The organism is Streptomyces xinghaiensis S187 (genome assembly GCF_000220705.2).
GTDB lineage: Bacteria > Actinomycetota > Actinomycetes > Streptomycetales > Streptomycetaceae > Streptomyces > Streptomyces xinghaiensis.
Genome location: NZ_CP023202.1, coordinates 3,151,820 through 3,172,904, shown reverse-complemented (window position 1 = coordinate 3,172,904; position 21,085 = coordinate 3,151,820). Strand labels below are relative to the sequence as shown.

17 protein-coding genes are annotated in these 21,085 nt (G+C 74.0%); 13 read left to right on the top strand and 4 right to left on the bottom strand.

Going from position 1 to position 21,085, the window contains the following annotated elements:
• Positions 1 to 18: 18 nt before the first annotated feature.
• Positions 19 to 1,380: an SAM-dependent methyltransferase gene (locus SXIN_RS13540; protein ID WP_095757036.1), complete on the bottom strand. Its 1,362-nt coding sequence runs from the start codon at positions 1,378 to 1,380 to the stop codon at positions 19 to 21.
• A 134-nt stretch (positions 1,381 to 1,514) separates the two neighbouring features.
• On the opposite strand from SXIN_RS13540, the gene SXIN_RS13535 reads away from it, so the two are divergent.
• Together SXIN_RS13535 and SXIN_RS13530 are read left to right on the top strand one after the other, a co-directional pair.
• Entirely contained in the window at positions 1,515 to 2,714 is a 1,200-nt protein-coding gene (locus SXIN_RS13535; RefSeq protein ID WP_019707664.1) for a sensor histidine kinase, read from the top strand.
• Positions 2,715 to 2,892: 178 nt separating this feature from the next.
• Positions 2,893 to 3,564, top strand: a complete 672-nt coding sequence (locus SXIN_RS13530; protein WP_019707665.1) for a response regulator transcription factor — start codon at positions 2,893 to 2,895, stop codon at positions 3,562 to 3,564.
• 52 nt (positions 3,565 to 3,616) lie between these two features.
• Here SXIN_RS13530 and SXIN_RS13525 read toward each other — a convergent pair whose 3' ends face one another.
• Positions 3,617 to 4,771 carry a threonine aldolase family protein gene (locus tag SXIN_RS13525; RefSeq protein ID WP_019707666.1) on the bottom strand — a complete coding sequence of 385 codons (1,155 nt, stop codon included), beginning with the start codon at positions 4,769 to 4,771 and terminating at the stop codon, positions 3,617 to 3,619.
• Positions 4,772 to 4,957: 186 nt separating this feature from the next.
• Here SXIN_RS13525 and SXIN_RS13520 point away from each other — a divergent pair, with 186 nt between their 5' ends.
• From SXIN_RS13520 to SXIN_RS13475, 10 genes are all read left to right on the top strand, one after another.
• Entirely contained in the window at positions 4,958 to 5,869 is a 912-nt protein-coding gene (locus SXIN_RS13520; protein ID WP_043467358.1) for a Rossmann-like and DUF2520 domain-containing protein, read from the top strand.
• Entirely contained in the window at positions 5,866 to 6,918 is a 1,053-nt protein-coding gene (gene panC / locus SXIN_RS13515) for a pantoate--beta-alanine ligase (protein ID WP_095757035.1), read from the top strand. Before SXIN_RS13520 ends, panC begins: the two co-directional genes overlap by 4 nt.
• Positions 6,919 to 7,309: 391 nt before the next feature.
• Entirely contained in the window at positions 7,310 to 9,106 is a 1,797-nt protein-coding gene (locus tag SXIN_RS13510) for an L-aspartate oxidase (RefSeq protein ID WP_095758033.1), read from the top strand.
• Entirely contained in the window at positions 9,103 to 10,191 is a 1,089-nt protein-coding gene (gene nadC / locus SXIN_RS13505) for a carboxylating nicotinate-nucleotide diphosphorylase (RefSeq protein ID WP_039820506.1), read from the top strand. The genes SXIN_RS13510 and nadC overlap by 4 nt, the downstream gene beginning before the upstream one ends.
• 6 nt (positions 10,192 to 10,197) lie before the next feature.
• Positions 10,198 to 10,995: a type III pantothenate kinase gene (locus SXIN_RS13500; RefSeq protein WP_019707669.1), complete on the top strand. Its 798-nt coding sequence runs from the start codon at positions 10,198 to 10,200 to the stop codon at positions 10,993 to 10,995.
• Positions 10,996 to 11,216: 221 nt separating this feature from the next.
• A complete protein-coding gene (locus tag SXIN_RS13495; RefSeq protein WP_337589350.1) occupies positions 11,217 to 12,101 on the top strand; it encodes a hypothetical protein in 885 nt (294 codons plus the stop codon).
• Positions 12,102 to 12,148: 47 nt separating this feature from the next.
• Positions 12,149 to 12,334 carry a hypothetical protein gene (locus tag SXIN_RS13490; RefSeq protein WP_039819928.1) on the top strand — a complete coding sequence of 62 codons (186 nt, stop codon included), beginning with the start codon at positions 12,149 to 12,151 and terminating at the stop codon, positions 12,332 to 12,334.
• 140 nt (positions 12,335 to 12,474) lie between these two features.
• Positions 12,475 to 12,870 carry a BlaI/MecI/CopY family transcriptional regulator gene (locus tag SXIN_RS13485; RefSeq protein ID WP_078961590.1) on the top strand — a complete coding sequence of 132 codons (396 nt, stop codon included), beginning with the start codon at positions 12,475 to 12,477 and terminating at the stop codon, positions 12,868 to 12,870.
• A gap of 9 nt (positions 12,871 to 12,879) precedes the next feature.
• Positions 12,880 to 13,398 (top strand): amino-acid N-acetyltransferase, encoded by a 519-nt coding sequence (locus SXIN_RS13480; protein ID WP_019707672.1) that lies wholly within the window; start codon positions 12,880 to 12,882, stop codon positions 13,396 to 13,398.
• A gap of 236 nt (positions 13,399 to 13,634) precedes the next feature.
• On the top strand, positions 13,635 to 13,973 hold the full coding sequence (locus SXIN_RS13475; protein WP_019707673.1) for a histone-like nucleoid-structuring protein Lsr2: 339 nt from the start codon (positions 13,635 to 13,637) through the stop codon (positions 13,971 to 13,973).
• Here the strand turns inward: SXIN_RS13475 and SXIN_RS13470 are convergent.
• Positions 13,952 to 14,515 carry an SCO3374 family protein gene (locus SXIN_RS13470; protein ID WP_095757034.1) on the bottom strand — a complete coding sequence of 188 codons (564 nt, stop codon included), beginning with the start codon at positions 14,513 to 14,515 and terminating at the stop codon, positions 13,952 to 13,954. The two genes, SXIN_RS13475 and SXIN_RS13470, sit on opposite strands and share 22 nt — an antisense overlap.
• 477 nt (positions 14,516 to 14,992) lie before the next feature.
• Between SXIN_RS13470 and SXIN_RS13460 the strand changes: the two genes are divergently transcribed.
• Positions 14,993 to 17,521: an ATP-dependent Clp protease ATP-binding subunit gene (locus SXIN_RS13460; RefSeq protein ID WP_019707675.1), complete on the top strand. Its 2,529-nt coding sequence runs from the start codon at positions 14,993 to 14,995 to the stop codon at positions 17,519 to 17,521.
• Positions 17,522 to 17,636: 115 nt separating this feature from the next.
• Here the strand turns inward: SXIN_RS13460 and SXIN_RS13455 are convergent, their stop codons facing one another.
• The gene (locus tag SXIN_RS13455; protein ID WP_019707676.1) at positions 17,637 to 20,948 is read right to left on the bottom strand and encodes an NACHT domain-containing protein; all 3,312 of its coding nucleotides are present in this window, start codon (positions 20,946 to 20,948) and stop codon (positions 17,637 to 17,639) included.
• Between the last annotated feature and the right edge of the window lie 137 nt (positions 20,949 to 21,085).

The following is a 21,085-nucleotide window of genomic DNA, read 5'->3' as shown; positions in this document are numbered from 1 at the left end:
AACCCCGCCGGACGGCCCTCAAGGCCGCCTCTCCGCCGTGCTCCCCGCTTCCCCCGCCGTCAGATCCGCCGGCAGTGCGATGCCGACCGGCTGGAGCAGCCAGCCGAACGCGCCCAGGCCGGCCGGGTCGGTGAGTTCCGCCGCCTCCCCGGCCCGGCTCAGCGCCCGCACATACGCCGCCGGATCGTGCGACGCGAGGGCGAGGGGCGGCCTGCCGCCGCTGACGCCGAGCGCCCGCAGTGCCTCCCGCTGGGTCAGCAGGACCGGAGCGCCGGACGACGGCGGCGGCCCGGAGCCGCGCGCGGTCTCCCGCCCGTCCCGGTCCCCGCCCTCCCGCCGGCTGTCCCGTCCCGCTTGCCGACCGTTCTCCGGCAGGCTCCCCTGCTCCGGTTCCCGCCCGCCCGCCGCGGCCGGCCGCGTGCCCCTTCGCGCGCCCTCGCGCGCGTCCCTCTCCGCGAGCGTCCGCCGCCCCGCCTCCGCACAGGCGTCCAGAGCGACATGGGCCGTGATGTCGCAGGAACCGTCCGGCACGGGCGGCACCTCGCGCCCGGCCCGGAAGCCCGTCAGCGTGCCCCGCGGCGGCCGGGACGCCCGCGTGTGGGCGTAGTCGGCGGCCACCGCCAGGCCGCTCTCCAGGGCGCGCACGGCCCGCGCCCAGGCGTCGTCCCTCGGGCGGCCGATCTCCGCGCGCGATCCGGGTCCGGAGTCCGCGGGCCACCACCGGCGCAGCCACTCCGCGTCCGGTCCGGTGACCGGTCCGCCCGGGGTCTCCCGCCCGTCCGGGCCGGCGAGGACCAGCCGCGGGATCCCCCGGGCGTCCGTCTCCGCCACGTCGACGGGGATGTTGTCCAGCCACTCGTTGGCGAACAGCAGTCCCCGCAGCCCCTCTTCCGGAGCCGGGAGTCCGCGCCGCCAGACGATCCGGGGGTCGAGCCCGCCGGGGCGCGCGGCGCGCTCCACGGCGTACGGGCGCAGCCGCGCGCCCAGGGCCGGCGGGACGGCCGCGAGAACTCCGGTGAGCAGTTCGCCCCGCCCCGCGCCGACATCCACCAGCGCCAGGTCGGCCGGCCGCCCCAGAGCGCGGTCCACCCGTGCCAGCAGCTCCGCCACCGCGTCCGCGAAGAGGGGCGAGGCGTGGACGGAGGTACGGAAGTGGCTCGCGGGCCGCTCGCGCAGGTAGAAGCCGCCCGGTCCGTAGAGCGCCCGCTCGGTGGCCTGCCGCCACCCCCGCGGGCCGGACGGGACCTCCGGGCCCGGCGAGCGGTCGCCCGGGGAGCGGCCCCGGCGTCCCGCCGCGCCGCCCCCGCCACGGCCGCCGCCGTTCCGGCCGTGGCTCCCGTCACCGCTGCCGCCGTCCCCGCCCGCGCCCTCGCTCGTCATCCGGCCACGGTATGCGCGCCCCGCGGAGGCGCCGGTGATGGGTGATGTGTCCACCTTGGGGAGTAGGCCCGCGAACCGAGGATCGGCCGTCCGGTTGACCCCTACACCTACCCGCCGTCCCTACGCTGGGTCACGTGCAGCGTCTCTACGACTTCCTCCGCAGGCACCCGACCGGTGTCGACAGCTTCTGGGCTGCCATCCTGCTGATGCTCGGCGGGCTGTGGGTCGCGGAGGAGACGGCGGGCCGTCCCGGGCAGCGGCTCGCCGGGATCCTCGTGATGGCCGCGCTGTGCACGGTGGTCGCCCTGCGCCGCCGGGCACCGGAGCTGATGCTGCTGATCGCCGCGGGAACGGGCGTGGTGCAGCTCCTCACCGACATCCGGCAGAACCCGGCCGACTTCGGGATGCTGGTGATCGTCTACACCGTCGCGGCCAACGGGGCGCGCTGGGCCTCCCGGCTCGCCCTGGCCGCGGGTCTCGCGGCGCCGACGATCTACAACCTCCGCTGGCCCCCGCACGGCCCGGACACGGGTTCGTTCGCGGTCGCCGTCATCTTCATGACCGTCCCCTTCGCCCTCGCCTGGGTGCTCGGCGACTCGATCCGCACCCGCCGCGCCTACTACGCCCAGCTGGAGGAGCGCGCCGCCCGGCTCGAGAAGGAGCGCGAGGCGCAGGCCAAGATGGCCGTGGCCGCCGAACGCTCCCGGATCGCCCGGGAGCTGCACGACGTGGTGGCCCACAACGTGTCGGTGATGGTCGTCCAGGCGGACGGCGCGGCCTATGTCCTGCACTCCAGTCCGGAGCAGGCGAAGCAGGCGCTGGAGACCATCTCCGGCACCGGGCGCCAGGCGCTCGCGGAGATGCGCCGGCTGCTGGGCGTGCTGCGCACCGGCGAGAGCGAGGAGTGCGGGGAGTACGTACCGCAGCCGGACGTCCGGCAGCTCGGCGATCTCATCGAACAGGTGCGGGGCTCCGGGCTCCCGGTCGACTTCCGGGTCGGCGGCGAGCCGCGTCCGCTGGCGAGCGGTGTGGAGCTCACCGCGTACCGGATCGTCCAGGAGGCGCTGACCAACACCCGCAAGCACGGCGGCCCGGACGTCGGGGCGTCCGTACGGCTCACCTACGGCGACAGTGAGCTCGAACTGCTGGTCGAGGACGACGGCCGGGGCGCCCAGCGGCAGGTGTACGAGAAGGGCGGCTCGGACGGGCTCGGCCAGGGCCTGATCGGCATGCGGGAACGCGTCGGCATGGTCGGGGGCAAGCTGGACGCGGGACCGAGACCCGGCGGGGGCTTCCGGATCAGCGCGGTGCTGCCGCTGAAACCGGTGAGCTGAGGCGGCCCCGGCCCGGTGCCGTCCCCGGGCTTCCGGGCGCCGCTCTCGCGCACACCTCACGCCCCCACGTCCCCTCACACGCCCCCACGTCCCCTCCCACGTCCCACCTCCCGCACCGCCCGACGCACCGCCCCCAAGCACCGCTCCAGCACGACCCCACCCCTCGGAAAGGGAACACATGTCCATCCGCGTGATGCTCGTCGACGACCAGGTGCTGCTGCGCACCGGCTTCCGCATGGTGCTGGCGGCACAGCCCGACATGGAGGTCGTCGCCGAGGCGGGCGACGGAGCGGAGGCCTTGGAGGTGCTCGGCCCGGCCGCTCCGGACGTCGTCCTGATGGACGTCCGGATGCCCCGGCTGGACGGGGTGGAGGCCACCCGGCGGATCTGCGCCCGGGAGGGCGCGCCCAAGGTGCTGATCCTGACCACCTTCGACCTCGACGAGTACGCCTTCTCCGCGCTCAAGGCCGGCGCGAGCGGCTTCATGCTCAAGGACGTGCCGCCGGCCGAACTGCTGTCCGCCATCCGCGCCGTGCACAGCGGCGACGCGGTGGTCGCCCCGAGCACCACCCGCCGCCTTCTCGACCGCTTCACGCCCATGATGCCGGGCCCCGCCGACGTCCCCGCGAAGGGCCGCATCGGGCGGCTCACCGAACGCGAGCGCGAGGTGATGCTGCTGGTGGCGCAGGGGAAGTCGAACGGCGAGATCGCCGCCCGGCTGGTGCTCTCCGAGGCCACGGTGAAGACCCATGTGGGCCGCATCCTCACCAAGCTGGAGCTGCGCGACCGGGTGCAGGTGGTCGTCCTGGCCTACGAGACCGGCCTGGTCCGGGCGGGCGGAACGCCGTAGCCGCGCCGCGGGCCGGCGCCCCGCCGGGCGGCCGGGCGGCCGGGGGCCCGGCTCAGCCCTCCGTCCGCTCCAGGAAGCCGAGGAACCCCGCGACCGCCTCGGTGACGTCCCGCGCCGTCCACTCCAGCCCCGGACCGGCGACCGTCACCTCGGTCATCGCGACCCCCGGGACCCGCTGCTCGTCCCACCAGGCCCGGAACAGCAGCGTCCCCGTCTCCTCGGCCTGCCGCGTCCCCGCCTCGGTCAGCGCGTCCGCCGGGTACGGCAGCCACACCTGGAACTCGTGCGTGTGCGGCGGCTCCGGGTGCACCCGGAACCACGGCACCCCGGCGGCCGCCAGCCCCTCGCGCAGCGCGGCCGCCACGACCCCGGCGTGCGCGGCGTACGACGGCAGCCTCGGCAGTTCCCGGTCCAGCCCCGCCAGCGCGGAGAGCACCGCGGGCCACTGCTGGTAGAGCTGCCCGCCGTACCGGTGCCGCCACGCCCCCGCCTCCGCGACGAGGCTCTCCGGGCCGGCCAGCGCGGCCCCCGAGAGACCGCCGAGCGACTTGTAGAACGACACGTACACGCTGTCCGCGAGCGCCGCGATCTCCGGCAGCTCCCGCCCCAGATGGCGGGCGCACTCCCAGATCCGCGCGCCGTCCACGTGCACCACCGCGTCCCGTTCCCGCGCCGCCCCGGTGACGGCCTCCAGCTCCTCCCAGGAGGGGAGGACGAACCCCGCCTCGCGGAGCGGCAGTTCGAGCATCAGCGTGCCGAACGGCTCGTCCAGCGCCCGCACCTCGTCCGCCGTGGGCTGCCGGGGCTCCTGCGTCGGGTGGACCGTCCGCAGACCGCCCAGCACCGACAGGGCGTCCCGCTCGTGCCGCACCGGGTGCGCCAGCGGGTGGAGGGCCACGGTCGCGTTCCCCGTCCGGCCGGCCCAGCAGCGCAGGGCGATCTGCTGGGCCATCGTCCCGGTCGGGAAGAACGCGGCGGCCTCCGTGCCCAGCAGCCCGGCGACCCGGCGCTCCAGGGCCTCCACGGCGCCGTCGCCGTAGACATCGGTCCGCTCGGTCAGGTCGTACGCGGCGGGCGCCTCCGCGGCCAGCCGCGCCAGCCGGCCGCCGATGGTCTCCGCCGGCGCGACCTCCGCCAGCCTCCGGCGGGCCCCGCCCCAGGCGGCGAGTCTGCGGGCCCGCCCCTCGTCACTCGTGTCGTCCACCATGCGCCGATGATGGCGCACCGGCCACGGGCCCGCCCGGCCCTCGGCCCTTTCCCCCCGGCCCCCGGCCCCGTCGCGCAGCGCGGAAAGACGGCCGGCGGTCCTCGCGTAAGCTGGCCGGGACACGTCCGGTACCGCCCCTGGCCCTCCCGAACCGGGCCAGCGGACTGGAACGGAAGGCCGTATTCCGTGAACACACCCCCTCTCCCCGAGGCCAAGGACCGTCCCGCCAGGCTCGCCGTCGGGGTTGTCGGCGCGGGCCGGGTCGGCCCCGCGCTCGCCGCCGCGCTGCGGCTCGCCGGACACCGCCCGGTCGCCGTCTCGGGCGTCTCCGACGCCTCGGTGCGCCGGGCGGCGGCCCTGCTGCCCGAGGTGCCCCTGGTGTCGCCGGCGCAGGTCCTGGCCCGTTCGGAGCTCGTCCTGCTGACGGTTCCCGACGACGCCCTGCCCCGGCTCGTCCAGGGTCTGGCGGAGACCGGCGCCGTACGCCCCGGACAGCTCCTGGTGCACACCTCCGGCCGCTACGGCACAGCCGTCCTGGACCCCGCCCGGAGCGCGGGCGCCCTGCCGCTGGCGCTGCACCCGGCGATGACCTTCACCGGCACCGCCGTCGACGTCCAGCGGCTGGCCGGCTGCTCCTTCGGCGTGACCGCGCCGGAGGAACTGCGGCTCGCCGCCGAGGCCCTGGTCATCGAGATGGGCGGTGAGCCCGAGTGGATCGAGGAGTCCGCCCGCCCGCTGTACCACGCGGCGCTGGCGCTCGGCGCCAACCACCTCGTCACGCTGGTGGCCCAGTCGCTCGAACTGCTGCGCGCCGCCGGGGTGGGCGCCCCCGACCGGATGCTGGGCCCGCTCCTGGGCGCGGCCCTGGACAACGCCCTGCGCTCCGGCGACGCGGCCCTCACCGGCCCCGTCGCGCGCGGTGACGCCGGCACGGTCGCCGCGCACGTCGCCGAGTTGCGCGAGCACGCGCCGCAGACCGTCGCCGGTTATCTCGCCATGGCACGCGCCACGGCGGACCGCGCCATGGCCTCCGGGCTGCTGAAACCCGAGCTGGCCGAGGATCTGCTGGGCGTGCTCGCCGACGGAGGCACCCGATGACGGACGACCGGCACACGACGGACACGGCCACCGCCTTCGGCGGCGCGGCTGGCGCGGCCGGCGCTTCCGGCGGGCAAGGCGACGCGGACGTGGCCACTGCCACGAACCCCGGGCCCGCCCTGATCCGTACGGCGGCCGCGCTGCGGGCCCTGGACCGGCGCGGCGAGCGCGCGGTCGTGATGACGATGGGAGCCCTCCACGCCGGTCACGCCGCCCTGATCCGCGCCGCCCGCGACCGGGTCGGCCCGGACGGCCAGGTCGTCGTGACCGTGTTCGTCAACCCGCTGCAGTTCGGTGCCGGTGAGGACCTCGACCGCTATCCGCGGACCCTCGATGCCGATCTCCTCGTCGCCGCGCGGGAGCGCGCGGACGCCGTCTTCGCGCCGTCCGCCGAGGAGGTCTACCCGGGCGGGGAGCCGCAGGTGCGGATCTCCGCCGGTCCGATGGGCGAGCTGCTGGAGGGCGCCAGCCGCCCCGGGCACTTCGACGGCATGCTCACCGTCGTCGCCAAGCTGCTCCACCTCACCGCCCCGGACCTCGCCCTCTACGGCGAGAAGGACGCCCAGCAGCTCGCGCTGATCCGGCGCATGGCGCGCGACCTGAACTTCCCCGTCCGGATCGCCGGCGTCCCGACCGTCCGCGAGCCCGACGGGCTGGCCCTGTCCAGCCGCAACCGCTACCTCTCCGGGCCCGAGCGGGGCACGGCGCTGGCGCTGTCCCGCGCCCTGGAGGCGGGCCGGCGGGCGGGGACCGCCGCGGCGGCCGGGACGCCCGGTGCGCCGGAGCCGGCGCCGGTACCAGAGCCGGAGCCGTCCACCGCGCCGGTCGCGGACCCGGACGCCGTACGCGCCGCCGCACGCGCCGTGCTCGACGAGGCGGCGGAGCGGCAGCCGCCGCTGGTGACGGACTACCTGGCCCTCGTCGACCCGTCCGACTTCACCGAGGTCCCGGCGGACCACCGGGGCGCGGCCGTGCTGGCCGTGGCGGCCCGGGTGGGCACCACCCGTCTGATCGACAACATCCGCCTGCAGTTCGGAGCCACCCGATGAGCCTGTCCGGCCCGATGAGTCCGTCCCGCACGCCGTGCCGGCACCCGAAGCCGCGGCCCGCCGCGGGCAAGGTCCCCGCTCCGGCCGCCCCGGCGGCTCCGGGGAGCGGTGCGACGCGGCCCGGACCACGTGCCCACCGCCCGTCCGGAGCCGCCCTGTGAGCACCTCCGGCAACGAACGCGCCGACCACGGGCACGCCGACCACGGACACCGGGCCGACGGCGCCGACCACCCCCGCCAGGACGACCACCCCCGCCCTCCCGGCCGGCCCCGCCCCCCGCACCGCGCCCACCACATCCAGCGGCCCCACCACCCGCACCAGATCCACCAGTCCGACCGGGTCCCCCCGGCCGGCCGGCCCGGCGACCCCGCCGCCCCCGAGGCGCTCGCGCTGACCGCCCCGGCCCCCGGCTGGGCCATCGACGCGGATGTCGTCGTGGTGGGCTCAGGCGTCGCCGGGCTGACCGCCGCCCTCCGCTGCGCCGCCGCCGGCCGGAAGACCGTCGTCGTCACCAAGGCACGGCTCGACGCCGGTTCCACCCGGTGGGCGCAGGGCGGCATCGCGGCCGCCCTCGGCGACGGGGACACCCCGGAGCAGCATCTGGACGACACCCTGGTCGCGGGCGCCGGGCTGTGCGACGAGACGGCCGTGCGCGCCCTGGTCACCGAGGGCCCCGACGCCGTGCGCCGGCTGATCGGCAGCGGCGCCCGGTTCGACACCGACGACGGCACCGGCGAGATACTGCTGACCCGCGAGGGCGGCCACCACCGCCGCCGGATCGCCCACGCCGGCGGCGACGCGACCGGCGCGGAGATCTCCCGGGCGCTGGTCGAGGCGGTCCGCGAGGCCGGGGTGGAGACGGTCGAGAACGCCCTGGTGCTCGATCTGATGAAGGACGCCCGGGGCCGTACCGCGGGCGTCACCCTGCACGTCATGGGCGAGGGGCAGCGGGACGGCGTGGGCGCCGTGCGCGCCCCCGCGGTGGTGCTCGCGACCGGCGGCATGGGACAGGTGTTCTCCGCGACCACCAACCCCGCCGTGTCCACCGGCGACGGGGTGGCGCTGGCGCTGCGGGCCGGCGCGGAGGTCTCCGATCTGGAGTTCGTCCAGTTCCACCCGACCGTGTTGTTCCTCGGCCCCGGCGCCGAGGGGCAGCAGCCGCTGGTGTCGGAGGCGGTCCGCGGCGAGGGCGCGTACCTGGTGGACGCCGACGGCGTGCGCTTCATGCGGGGGCAGCACGAACTGGCCGAGCTGGCGCCCCGCGACATCGTCGCCAAGGGCATCATGCGCCGCATGCGCGAGACCGGCGCCGGCCACATGTACCTCGACGCCCGCCACTTCGGCGCCGAGATGTGGGAGCACCGCTTCCCGACCATCCTCGCGGCCTGCCGGTCGCACGGCATCGACCCGGTGACGGAGCTGATCCCGGTCTCCCCGGCCGCGCACTACGCCAGCGGCGGGGTGCGGACCGATCTGCGCGGCCGGACGACCGTCCCCGGGCTCTACGCCTGCGGCGAGGTCGCGTGCACCGGCGTGCACGGCGCGAACCGGCTCGCGTCCAACTCCCTTCTGGAGGGACTGGTCTTCGCCGAGCGCATCGCCGCCGACATCTCCGGCACCCCGGAGGGCGCCGGCACCCCGCACGGCGGCCCCGGCGCCGTCCCCGACGCCGCCCCCGGCGGCCCCCTCCTCGTCCCCGAGGCCCGCTACGAGATCCAGCGCATCATGACGGCCGGAGCCGGCGTCCTCCGCAGCGCCGCCAGCCTCGCCGGTGCCGCCGCCGCCCTGGAGCGCCTGCACACCACGGCCGCGGCCGAGCTGAGCGTGGACGGCAAGACGGCCGAGCCCTGTGTGGAGAGCTGGGAGGCCACGAACCTCCTGCTCGTCTCCCGCGTCCTGGTCGCCGTGGCCCGCGAGCGCGAGGAGACCCGCGGCTGCCACTGGCGCGAGGACCGCCCCGACCGCGACGACGAGCACTGGCGCCGCCACCTCGTCGCCCGTCTCGGGCCGGACGCCGAACTGGCGATCATCTCCACGGACACGGCAGACTTCCCGCCCGTACGCCCCGGCGCGCGCGCCGGGGCCGGAACCGGCACGGATTCCCCCGGAGCCTCCCGCGGCCCCGCCGGCCGGACGGACGCCTCCGCGGCCGTCCACCACGATCCACCCCGAAGGGACAACTCGTGAACACCCCTGACCGTCCACAGCCCGTGGACCTTCCGCTGCTCCAGATCGGCGGCCCCTCCGCCGGGGCGGACGGCGGCGGGTGCGGCGACTCCTGCGGCTGCGGTGACGGCGGCGAGGGCTACGACCTGGACCCCCTGGAGTGCGGTCTCGACCCCGCGCTGGCCGAACTGCTGGCGCTGGGCGGGCTCGACCCCGTCCAGGTGGAGGACCTGGCGCACGTCGCGATCGAGGAGGACCTCGACCACGGCGTGGACGTGACGACGGTGGCGACGATCCCCGAGGACGCCGTCGCCACTGGTGACTTCACCGCCCGCCAGGCCGGCACCGTCGCGGGCCTGCGCGTCGCCGAGGCGGTCCTCTCGGTCGTCTGCACCGACGAGTTCGAGGTCGAACGGCATGTGATGGACGGCGACCGGGTCGAGCCCGGCCAGAAGCTCCTCACGGTGCGCACCCGCACCCGCGATCTGCTCACCGGCGAGCGCAGCGCCCTCAACCTCCTCTGCCGGCTCTCCGGCATCGCGACCGCCACCCGCGCCTGGGCCGACGCCCTGGAGGGCACCGGCGCGGCCGTCCGGGACACCCGCAAGACCACCCCCGGGCTGCGCTTCCTGGAGAAGTACGCGGTCCGCTGCGGCGGCGGCCTCAACCACCGCATGTCGCTCTCGGACGCGGCGCTCATCAAGGACAACCACGTCGTGGCGGCGGGCGGGATCGCGGCGGCCTTCAAGGCCGTGCGGAGCGAGTTCCCCGACGTGCCCGTCGAGGTCGAGGTGGACCGCCTCGACCAGATCGAGCCGGTGCTCGCCGAGGGCGCCGACCTGATCCTGCTGGACAACTTCACCGTCGAGGAGACCCGCGAGGCCGTCGCCCTCGTCGCGGGCCGGGCCCGGCTGGAGTCCTCCGGCCGTCTCACCCTCGGCAACGCCCGCGCCTACGCCGCGACCGGGGTCGACTACCTCGCGGTCGGGGCGCTCACCCACTCCTCCCCGATCCTCGACATCGGCCTCGACCTGCGCGACGAGCCGCAGGCCGGTTCCGGTGACGGCGCCGGGGCGGGCGCCGCCGACGACCGCCCGGAGGCGTGAGAGACGATGCTGCTCACCATCGACGTCGGCAACACCCACACCGTCCTCGGCCTGTTCGACGGCGAGGACATCGTCGAGCACTGGCGGATCTCCACGGACGCCCGCCGCACGGCCGACGAACTCGCCGTGCTCCTGCAGGGCCTGATGGGCATGCACCCGCTGCTCGGCGACGAGCTGGGCGACGGCATCGAGGGCATCGCGATCTGCTCCACCGTCCCCTCCGTGCTGCACGAACTGCGCGAGGTCACCCGCCGCTACTACGGCGACGTGCCCGCCGTGCTGGTCGAACCGGGCGTCAAGACGGGTGTGCCGATCCTCATGGACAACCCGAAGGAGGTCGGCGCCGACCGGATCATCAACGCCCTGGCGGCCGTCGAGCTGTACGGCGGCCCCTGCGTGGTCGTCGACTTCGGCACGGCCACCACCTTCGACGCGGTGTCGGTGCGCGGGGAGTACGTCGGCGGCGTGATCGCCCCGGGCATCGAGATCTCCGTGGACGCCCTCGGGGTGCGCGGCGCCCAGCTCCGCAAGATCGAGCTGGCCCGCCCGCGGAGCGTCATCGGGAAGAACACCGTCGAGGCCATGCAGTCCGGCATCCTCTACGGCTTCGCGGGCCAGGTCGACGGCGTCGTGGGCCGGATGGCCACCGAACTGGCGGACGACCCGGACGACGTCACCGTGATCGCGACCGGCGGCCTCGCCCCCATGGTGCTCGGCGAGTCGGCGGTGATCGACGAACACGAGCCCTGGCTGACGCTGATCGGCCTCCGCCTGGTCTACGAGCGCAACGTCTCCCGCACCTGACGCACCCGACACACCTGACGCACCTGACGCACCGGCCGGGACGGCGCCGGGCGGGGCCTGTACGCCCCCCGGCGCCTTCACCGGACCGCTCCGTCCGCGCCCCACCGAGGCCGGGGCCCGCCGCCGGGGACCGGTGAACGCACACAGCCCCCGGGGGCACGCCCGACGGCGCCACACGCGGCGAATAATGTCCGTTAAGTGGTAAAAATCTGCTTATGCCCATGCCTCTTGATTCCCGCGGCGCCCTGGCGTTCAGCGCCGACGAAGTGTCCGTCCTGCGCCGGGCCCTCGCCCTCGCCCTGCGGCCCGGCCCGGCCCCCGCCCGCCCCGGCCCCGAGCGGGCCGGGGAGCGCCGGGAACTGGAGCGCCTCGCCGAGGACATGGCCGAGGCGGTGCGCGAGAGCGACAGGCTCCGCGCCTTCCTCCACGCCGATCTGGCCCGCTACCGGGCCGCCCTCCCGGGCTCGTCGGCCGGCTATCTGGACCGTCTCCGGGAGGCCGCCGACGCCGGCCGCCCGCCCGGAGAGGAGGATCTCGCCGCGCTCCGCTCGCTCTGCGCCGACCCGTCGGTGAGCCCCGCCGACGCGGCCCGCGGCCGCGCGCTGCTGCGCCGCGGCGGGGCCCCGGCCCGCGCCGCTCGGCCCACCGCCCGCGCCGCGGCCCGCGCCACCGCCCCGGAGGCGGCCGCCCGGCACCGGCCCCCGGCCGCCGGCCCGCACCGGCCCCCGGCGCCCGCGCAGGCGCGGCTCGCGGCCGTGCCGGGCCCCGCCCGGCGGGCCGCCCTGCGCCTGCTCGCCGTGCCGGCCCTCCCCGCCCCCTCGGCCCCCGCCCTTCCGGCCCCGCTGCCCCTTCCGGTCCTGCCTCTTCCGGCCGTTCCGGGCAGCCGCGCGGCGACGGCCGCCGAACCGGCGAAGCGGCCCCGCCCGCGGCGGGACCCCGGCCCCGCGGAGAAGCCGGCCGGCCGCCCCGAGCCGGAGCGCCCGGCCGGTCCCGAGTCCGAGCCCCCGGCCCGCCCGGTGCCGACCCCGGCCGAGGTCTTCCCGCCGCGCCGGCGCCCGGCCCCCGCGCCGCCCCAGCGGCCCGAGGAGGGGCGCGCGGCCGGCTGAGGGTGCCGGAGACCCGGCCGCGCGCCCGGCTCGTTACCCTGGTCGGTATGGAATACGTTGCCGCGCTTCTGCCCTCCACGGTCATGGCCGTGGCCTTCATCGCGCTGATCGTGACGATCGTGAAGAGCCAGGGCGGAGCCAACAAGGCCAAGGAGGACGCCGCCGTCGACGCGGCGCTGGCCCGCACCGAGGCCGCCCGTCCCGGTACGCCGCCGGAGGGCGCCGCCTCCTGACGGCGCCGCCGGCCGCATGACCGGCCGCGCCGGCCACACCGGCCGAAGGGGCGCGGCCCGGGGACCGTACGTCCCCGGGCCGCGCCCTTTTTCCTGTCCGAATAGCCGGAATTCGCAGGTTTTGCCGCTAGGGTTTCCGGGTGCCTCGACCATTGGGTGAGCTGGAAGACGCCGTGATGACGCGGGTCTGGCGATGGAACCGCCCGGTCACCGTCCGCGAAGTCCTGGAGGACCTCCGGAAGGAACGCCCCATCGCCTACACGACGGTCATGACCGTATTGGACAACCTGCACCGGAAGGGCTGGGTGCGCAGAGAAGCGGAAGGCCGGGCCTATCGATATACGGCCGTCTCCACCAGGGCCGCCTACTCCGCCGCACTCATGAACGAGGCGTGGGCCGCCAGCGACAACCGTGCCGCCGCCCTTGTCGCCTTCTTCGGCATGATGTCGGAGGAAGAGCGGGAAGACCTCCGGGACGCCATCCGCGTGGTACGGCTGGACCGTCCCGATGAGGGACCGGAGGCCGCGGAACGATAGCGTCCGTGCATGTCCCCAGTATCAAATGAGGTCACTGTCCGGCGGGCGCGGACGGGCGATGTCCCGGCGATCCGCGGTCTCATCGACGGCTACGTCCGCGACGGTATCCTGCTCGACAAAGCGACGGTGACCCTTTACGAGGACATCCAGGAGTTCTGGGTCGCCGAACGCGCGGCGGACGCCAGGGTCGTCGGCTGCGGCGCGCTCCACGTGATGTGGGAAGACCTCGCGGAGGTCCGCACCCTGGCCGTGGATCCCGCCGTGCAGGGCCACGGGGTGGGCCACCGGGTCCTCGGGAAATTGGTACAGACCGCCCGCCGCCTCGGGGTTCGCCGTATTTTCTGCCTTACCTTCGAAGTCGACTTCTTCACCAAGCACGGCTTCACGGAGATCGGTGACGCCCCCGTCGACGGCGATGTCTACAGCGAGCTGCTCCGTTCCTATGACGAGGGCGTGGCCGAGTTCCTCGGGCTCGAACGGGTGAAGCCGAACACCTTGGGCAACAGCCGGATGCTTCTGCACCTGTGACCGCGAGGTTATTCGCGCGTCTTCGTTCAGCCGTCTTCGGCGGTCCTTGCCCCGCGCCTTCCGCACGCCTTCCGTACGCCTTCCGCAGTCCTTCACCGGCGGAACCCATACCCTATGTCCGAAACGCGCACCTTTCTCGTGCCGATGCCGCACTGAACCCCACCCGGGGGTTTGTGTTTTTCCCTGAAAGGCGGTTTGCTTTCGGTCGTACTGCTTTTTCGATGAAAGGGAATCCGGTGGCACAGAAGGTTCAGGTCCTTCTTGTTGATGACCTCGACGGTGGCGAGGCGGACGAGACCGTGACGTTCGCTCTCGACGGCAAGACTTACGAGATCGACCTCACCACCGCCAATGCGGACAAGCTCCGGAGTCTTCTGGAGCCGTACACCAAGAGCGGGCGGCGCACCGGCGGCCGTGCGGCCGGCGGCCGCGGAAAGGCCCGGGCGGCCTCCGGGGGCGGCGGCCAGGACACCGCGAAGATCCGCGCCTGGGCGAAGGAGAACGGTTACGAGGTCAACGACCGCGGCCGTGTCCCCGCCACCGTGCGGGAGGCCTACGAGAAGGCGAACGGCTGACCCCGGCCGCGCAGCAGCCGGGCCCGGTGGCACTCCGTCGCCGCCGTGCCCAGGAGCCGTACGAGATCGGGGGCGGACGCACCGGCGCCCCCGGCCCGTGTCCCGCCGCGCACCGTCGCCGCGGGCAGGGTCGGCTCCACCTCGCGCCCCGGCACGGGCGGGCGCAGCCAGACGGGCCCGTCGCCCGCCCCGCGGGCCAGGGGAGCGGCCGTCCGCCCGCCCGCGCCGAGCGCGCTCAGATCCAGGGGGACGCCGCCCCACTCCAGCCAGCGGAGCAGCTCCGGCAGCTCCTGGGCGCTCCCGGGCGCCACGAGCAGCCGCATCCGTGTGCCGTGCAGCGCGACCGGTCCGGTGTCCGGCACGCGCCGCAGCACGGCGAGCCCCGCGGCGGCGGGCAGCTCCAGGACGTCGAAGCGCACCCCGGTGAGCAGTCCCAGCGGCGTGCCGCCGGCCGTGGGCCAGCCCAGCCCGTGCTCGTACCAGTGGCGGGCGGCGCGTTCGTCGGCGGGCACCGTGCGGGGCCGGCCGGGGGCCGTGGTCATGCCGGGAGCAACTGAGCGGACCCGTACGGGTTACGCAGAGTTGGCAAACGGGTACGCAACGTGGTAGCGACGGGGGCGTACGAGGCGCCCGTGGGGGCGCAATGGTGTTCGCCCGTAGCTGAGCGACGGGGGTCGCGCCGCATGGACTGTCGGTCCCCGGGGGTAAGACTTGCCTTGTGGGAGGGACGGAGCGCGGTTGTCGCGGGCCCGGGGCACCGCCCGGCGTTCGCCATCGGCGTACTGCCGAGGTGGATAGATGCCTGGCCTGCGGGAACATCGTCTCGCACCATCGGGTTGGAGCTGTTGTCGGCTGTCCGGGGCAGGAGACTTGTGGGAGTAAGTCCCCGTAACCAGCGGGGGAGACCGGACGGGTGTCGGCAGATGGAATGAGCTGTCCCCTGTTGCGGGACTAGCATGCGGAAGGACAGGGAGGGGACCGTCCCCGATCTGCCCGACCGCTCTGAGGAGCGATTAACGATGTTCGAGAGGTTCACCGACCGCGCGCGGCGGGTTGTCGTCCTGGCTCAGGAAGAAGCCCGGATGCTCAACCACAACTACATCGGCACCGAGCACATCCTCCTGGGCCTGATCCACGAGGGTGAGGGTGTCGCCGCTAAGGCCCTGGAGAGCCTCGGGATTTCGCTCGAGGCGGTCCGCCAGCAGGTGGAGGAGATCATCGGTCAGGGCCAGCAGGCCCCGTCCGGCCACATCCCCTTCACCCCCCGTGCCAAGAAGGTCCTGGAGCTGTCGCTCCGCGAGGCCCTCCAGCTCGGCCACAACTACATCGGCACCGAGCACATCCTGCTCGGCCTGATCCGCGAGGGCGAGGGCGTCGCCGCCCAGGTCCTCGTGAAGCTGGGTGCCGACCTGAACCGGGTCCGGCAGCAGGTCATCCAGCTGCTCTCCGGCTACCAGGGCAAGGAGGCCGCCACCGCCGGCGGCCCGGCCGAGGGCACGCCCTCGACCTCCCTCGTCCTGGACCAGTTCGGCCGCAATCTCACCCAGGCGGCCCGCGAGTCCAAGCTCGACCCGGTCATCGGGCGCGAGAAGGAGATCGAGCGGGTCATGCAGGTGCTGTCCCGCCGGACCAAGAACAACCCGGTCCTCATCGGCGAGCCCGGCGTCGGCAAGACGGCGGTCGTCGAGGGCCTGGCCCAGGCGATCGTCAAGGGCGAGGTGCCCGAGACCCTCAAGGACAAGCACCTCTACACCCTCGACCTCGGCGCCCTGGTCGCCGGCTCCCGCTACCGCGGTGACTTCGAGGAGCGCCTGAAGAAGGTGCTCAAGGAGATCCGCACCCGCGGTGACATCATCCTGTTCATCGACGAGCTCCACACCCTGGTGGGTGCGGGCGCCGCCGAGGGCGCGATCGACGCCGCGAGCATCCTCAAGCCGATGCTCGCCCGCGGTGAGCTGCAGACCATCGGCGCCACCACGCTCGACGAGTACCGCAAGCACCTGGAGAAGGACGCGGCCCTGGAACGCCGCTTCCAGCCCATCCAGGTCGCGGAGCCGTCGCTGCCGCACACCATCGAGATCCTCAAGGGTCTGCGCGACCGCTACGAGGCGCACCACCGCGTCTCCATCACGGACGCGGCGCTGGTGGCCGCCGCGACGCTCGCCGACCGCTACATCTCCGACCGCTTCCTGCCGGACAAGGCGATCGACCTGATCGACGAGGCCGGCTCCCGGATGCGCATCCGCCGGATGACCGCTCCGCCGGACCTCCGCGAGTTCGACGAGAAGATCGCGAACGTCCGCCGGGACAAGGAGTCGGCGATCGACTCCCAGGACTTCGAGAAGGCCGCGTCGCTCCGCGACAAGGAGAAGCAGCTCCTGGCCCAGAAGGCCAAGCGGGAGAAGGAGTGGAAGGCGGGCGACATGGACGTCGTCGCCGAGGTCGACGAGGAGCTGATCGCCGAGGTCCTCGCCACGGCCACCGGCATCCCGGTCTTCAAGCTCACCGAGGAGGAGTCCTCGCGGCTGCTCCGCATGGAGGACGAGCTCCACAAGCGCGTCATCGGCCAGGAGGACGCCATCAAGGCGCTCTCCCAGGCGATCCGGCGCACCCGCGCCGGCCTCAAGGACCCGAAGCGTCCCGGTGGCTCGTTCATCTTCGCCGGCCCGTCCGGTGTCGGTAAGACCGAGCTGTCCAAGACGCTCGCCGAGTTCCTCTTCGGCGACGAGGACGCGCTGATCTCCCTCGACATGTCGGAGTTCAGCGAGAAGCACACCGTCTCGCGGCTCTTCGGCTCGCCCCCCGGCTACGTGGGCTACGAGGAGGGCGGCCAGCTCACCGAGAAGGTGCGCCGCAAGCCGTTCTCCGTGGTCCTCTTCGACGAGGTCGAGAAGGCCCACCCGGACATCTTCAACTCCCTGCTGCAGATCCTGGAGGACGGCCGGCTGACCGACTCCCAGGGCCGGGTCGTGGACTTCAAGAACACGGTCATCATCATGACGACCAACCTCGGCACCCGGGACATCTCCAAGGGCTTCAACCTCGGCTTCGCGGCCCAGGGCGACGTCAAGAGCAACTACGAGCGGATGAAGAACAAGGTCAACGAAGAGCTCAAGCAGCACTTCCGCCCCGAGTTCCTCAACCGCGTCGACGACACGGTCGTCTTCCACCAGCTCACCGAGGAAGACATCATCCGCATCGTCGACCTGATGATCGACAAGGTGGACGAGCGCCTCAAGGACCGCGACATGGGCCTGGAGCTCAGCGGCGAGGCCAAGGCGCTGCTCGCCAAGAAGGGCTACGACCCCGTCATGGGCGCCCGGCCGCTGCGCCGGACGATCCAGCGCGAGATCGAGGACCAGCTCTCGGAGAAGATCCTCTTCAGCGAGCTGCGCCCCGGTCACATCGTGGTCGTGGACACCGAGGGCGAGGGTGACGAGAAGAAGTTCACCTTCCGCGGCGAGGAGAAGTCGGCACTGCCGGACGCCCCGCCGATCGAGTCCGCCGCCGGCGGCGGCTCGGGCCCGAACCTCAGCAAGGACGCGTGACCGCGTGACCGCTCGCGCGGAGCGCTGAACGGCAGGGCACGGCCGAGGGGCGGCCCCGGGACCGTAAGGGTTCCGGGGCCGCCCCTTTGGCTTGTTGTTCTCCCGCTTCCGCCGGTCAGCCGTGCCTGACGATGTGCACCGACTCCGGAAGACGGTCGGCCCCCCGGACCCGTGTCAGCAGGCTGAGGGCGACGACCTCCAGATGGGGCAGGGCGGCCAGCGGGGCGAGGTCCGCTCCGCCCCCTGCCTCCGATTCCAGGACGAGCTGGAGCCTGCGAAGGCAGGGGAAGTTCCGTGCAATCACCGACATGTCCGGCAGGTGGCCCTTGTCGGTGCCTGGGCCGGGGCTCGAGTCGGCGGAAATCGACAGATGCTCGACCGGGAGTGCCAGTCCTGGTCCACAGTGTTCCAGGGAGCCGCTGCTTACCGTGAGGTCGCGGAGTCCGGGGATCCTGCCCACCTCCGCCCACTCGGCCGAAGATCGAGGGCTGCTTCTCAGTCCCAGGCGGAGACGCCGAAGCGTCTGCCACCGGCCGATTCCCCGGAGCCCTCCGCGTGGACCGGGTCCCATGAGGCGGGAGAGGAGCAGGCTCTCCAGTGGTGCGTCCGCCGGGAGGTCCGCCAGTGCCCATTCGCCGTCCAGCAGGCCGAGCTCGAGGGAGTTCAAGGTGGTCAGTCTCCGGAGCGTGGCCAGATCCTTTCCCAGAACGTCGGTCAGGGAGAGATGTTTCAGATGCAGATGCGAAAGTCCGGTGAGATGGGCGGGGTGAATATTCGTCAGCCGCAGGCTCTCCAGACTGTCCAAGCCCTGGAAAAGCCCCAGGTGGATCGGGCTGCGCCCGTATCTCAGCGTCAGGTGGGTCAGAGCCGTTCGCCGCGCGTACCCGGGCAGCCGGCTGGCCGTCTCCGGGTTCCGGATCTCCAGCATGGGGCGTCCGCCCAGATCCAGCAGCGCTCGCAGATGGTCCGGGGTGGGGGCGGTGAAGTAGAGGCCGTCGGAGTCGAGATGCGCGATCACCTCGTCGGCGTAGCGGCGGAGGTCGAATCGCTGCCAGCTCCATGCGAGCTGTGACCGCACCAGCAGGGCGGGGTGAGAGCGGAAGCGAGCGAGAAAGTCCACCGCCGCCTCCGACTTCACATGGGATGCGGCGGTGACGACGGAAAGGGCCTCATTGTCCTCCAACCCGTCGGGCCCGGGGAGGAGTTCCAGCACCAGAGGGCCCGCTTCCGCGAGGTACCGGGCCTCCCGGATGCCACGTGGCGGGATCAGAGCTGCGGTGCGCTTCTTCACCGCCGCGCGCACCGCGGGGTCCAGTTCCGCCGCGTGTTCCAGGCAGGCCAGGGCCAGGAGACGGATCCGTACTCGCGCGGGACCCCTGGCCGCGTCGGCGGAGGTCAGCAGCTCCTTCAGGATCTCCGCCCGCTCCCGCGGCCGGGCGTGGGCGACGGCCATGCGGATGACGTCCTCCCACTGGGCGTCGGCCGCGTTGCGGATGAGCAGGCCGATGTCCCACTCCTCCACGGCGGCCTTGGCGCCCAGATAGTCCTGGAAGGTGCGGTGGACGAAGTCGACGGTGCCGTCGGTGGGTTCGCGGAGCAGACCGCTGCGGAGGAGGAGGTGGCGGAAGACGCGCGGGGCGTCGCCCTGGCGGGCCGCGGCCGGTACGGAGGGCAGGGCGTCGGCGATCATGCGTTCGGCGTGCTCGCGGTCGAGCTCGGTGCGGCCGTTGCGGATCAGCCAGTAGGCGAGCCGCTGGAGGAGCTGGATCTGCGGCTCCTCGGTGAGCTGGATGTCGTCCGGGGCCGGGATGTCCCGCTCCACGTCGCGCCGGGAGAGGAGCATCCGCAGCGCCTCCTCGTACAACTCCTTCCGGCCGGGCGGCAGATAGCCGTTCCTGGCGCGGTGCAGGGCGCAGACCATGGCGCACATCAGCGGGTTGGTGACCAGCCGGCCGAGGTCCCGCTTGGTGCGTACGGCGGTGTGCAGGGCGGTGCGGAAGCGGTCCAGCTCGGCGGCGCGGTCGGCGTTGTGCCCGGAAGTGCGGCAGCCGGCCTTGGCGGCGTCGTGCCAGCGGTCGACGAAGGCGGCCACGTCCTTCCCGCTCATGGGCGCGAGGGCCAGCTCGGCGAAGCCCTGTGCGGCGAGCCAGCCGTCGCCTACGGCCGAGGGGCGGGAGGTGACCAGCCACAGGTTGCCCGGATAGGCGGTCAGCAGATCGGCCAGCCAGCGGCGGGCCCGTTCCCGCTCCCGCTCCGGGATCTCGTCCAGCCCGTCGACCAGCAGCAGCCCCCGGCGGGCGCGCAGCACGCGGTCAGCCCAGCCCTCCGGCTGCGCGGCGTGGAGGGGGTTGTGGGCGGCGGAGAGGAAGGCGTCGGGCAGCGGGAGCGTCCCCGCGCGGATGACGCTGCGCAGGGGCAGCACGAACGGCACCCGGCCGCGCAGTTCCGCCATGTCCTCGGGCAGCTCCCCACGGGCGGTGGAGACCGCGAGCCACTGGACGAGGGTGGTCTTGCCGGAACCGGCGGCACCGCGGAGCAGGACGCGGTCCCGGCCGGAGAAGATCCGGTCGGCGGGCAGCGGTGTGGCCGGTGCTTCGAGGGCCGGCGGGGCCCAGTCGTCCCCGTACTCCGGGACCGGGAATCCGTGCGGCGAGTCCGGCCGGTTCGTGTCGAAGGGCACCCAGTCGTCGTGACCCGAAGGCCGGGGGGAGGACGGATCGCGCTCTTGCAGCTCCAGGCTCAGATACGCCGTGTCCAGCGGCCAGGCCGCCTCCGTGTGGTGGAGGTCGATGCCGACGATCGTCAGCGTGCCGTGCTTCTCCGCCACGTAGGCCGCGTAGCGCTCCTCGAACGCGGTGTCGCGGCCGTCCGGGCGTGGGACGCGCAACAGCAACTCGTCCGTCTTCGCGATCAGTTCGGCCTGGCCGCGGGCCTGCTCGACGGCCGAGCGCGCGACGAAGGACGAGCGCTGCGTGAAGAAGTGCAGGACGTGCAGGCAGGCCGTGTCGAGCAGGCGTTCGTAGAGGCCGGCCGCGTCGGCGGACAGCAGGCGGTCCGGGCGCCCCGCGGTGCGGTGCAGCTCGCGGGCCAGGTGGGTGTGGCCGAGGCGGACGGCCTGGACGTCGTCCATGGCGAGGTCGCCGAGGGCGTGCAGGCTGCGGGCGAGGGCGTCCGCGACCGCCTCCTCCTCGTCCTCCGGTACCGGGCGCTCCCCGGCGGCCACCGCCCGCCGGACGAGTTCGGCGGCGAGCTTGCGCAGGTCCCGCTCGATGAGGGTCCGCTTCTCCCCGGTGAAGGAGAGAAGGCCGGAGAGGCGCACGGGACGGTCCAGCAGGCCCGCGCCCGGGCCCTCGCGGACGAAGAGCTTCTTGATCAGCGGTGCGACGGCTGCGGACGCGACGCGTGCGCCCACGACTGCGGGATCCATCCCCCGGTTCCCCCCAGGCTGTGCGTGCGGATGCGTGGCTGTGCGGCCATCAGCGGTCCGGCGGGCCACTGCGGGCCCGTGCCTCCCGGCCCCGGTGCCGCCCTCCGCGGCCGGAGGGACAGCTTAGGGGGCCGCCG

Excerpts from the sequence above, each read along its gene's own strand:
- SXIN_RS13540 (WP_095757036.1), bottom strand. The coding sequence starts at position 1,380 with ATGACGAGCGAGGGCGCGGGCGGGGACGGCGGCAGCGGTGACGGGAGC.
- SXIN_RS13530 (WP_019707665.1), top strand. The coding sequence starts at position 2,893 with ATGTCCATCCGCGTGATGCTCGTCGACGACCAGGTGCTGCTGCGCACC.
- SXIN_RS13525 (WP_019707666.1), bottom strand. The coding sequence starts at position 4,771 with ATGGTGGACGACACGAGTGACGAGGGGCGGGCCCGCAGACTCGCCGCC.
- panC (WP_095757035.1), top strand. The coding sequence starts at position 5,866 with ATGACGGACGACCGGCACACGACGGACACGGCCACCGCCTTCGGCGGC.
- SXIN_RS13500 (WP_019707669.1), top strand. The coding sequence starts at position 10,198 with ATGCTGCTCACCATCGACGTCGGCAACACCCACACCGTCCTCGGCCTG.
- SXIN_RS13495 (WP_337589350.1), top strand. The coding sequence starts at position 11,217 with ATGCCTCTTGATTCCCGCGGCGCCCTGGCGTTCAGCGCCGACGAAGTG.
- SXIN_RS13490 (WP_039819928.1), top strand. The coding sequence starts at position 12,149 with ATGGAATACGTTGCCGCGCTTCTGCCCTCCACGGTCATGGCCGTGGCC.
- SXIN_RS13480 (WP_019707672.1), top strand. The coding sequence starts at position 12,880 with ATGTCCCCAGTATCAAATGAGGTCACTGTCCGGCGGGCGCGGACGGGC.
- SXIN_RS13470 (WP_095757034.1), bottom strand. The coding sequence starts at position 14,515 with ATGACCACGGCCCCCGGCCGGCCCCGCACGGTGCCCGCCGACGAACGC.
- SXIN_RS13460 (WP_019707675.1), top strand. The coding sequence starts at position 14,993 with ATGTTCGAGAGGTTCACCGACCGCGCGCGGCGGGTTGTCGTCCTGGCT.
- SXIN_RS13455 (WP_019707676.1), bottom strand. The coding sequence starts at position 20,948 with ATGGATCCCGCAGTCGTGGGCGCACGCGTCGCGTCCGCAGCCGTCGCA.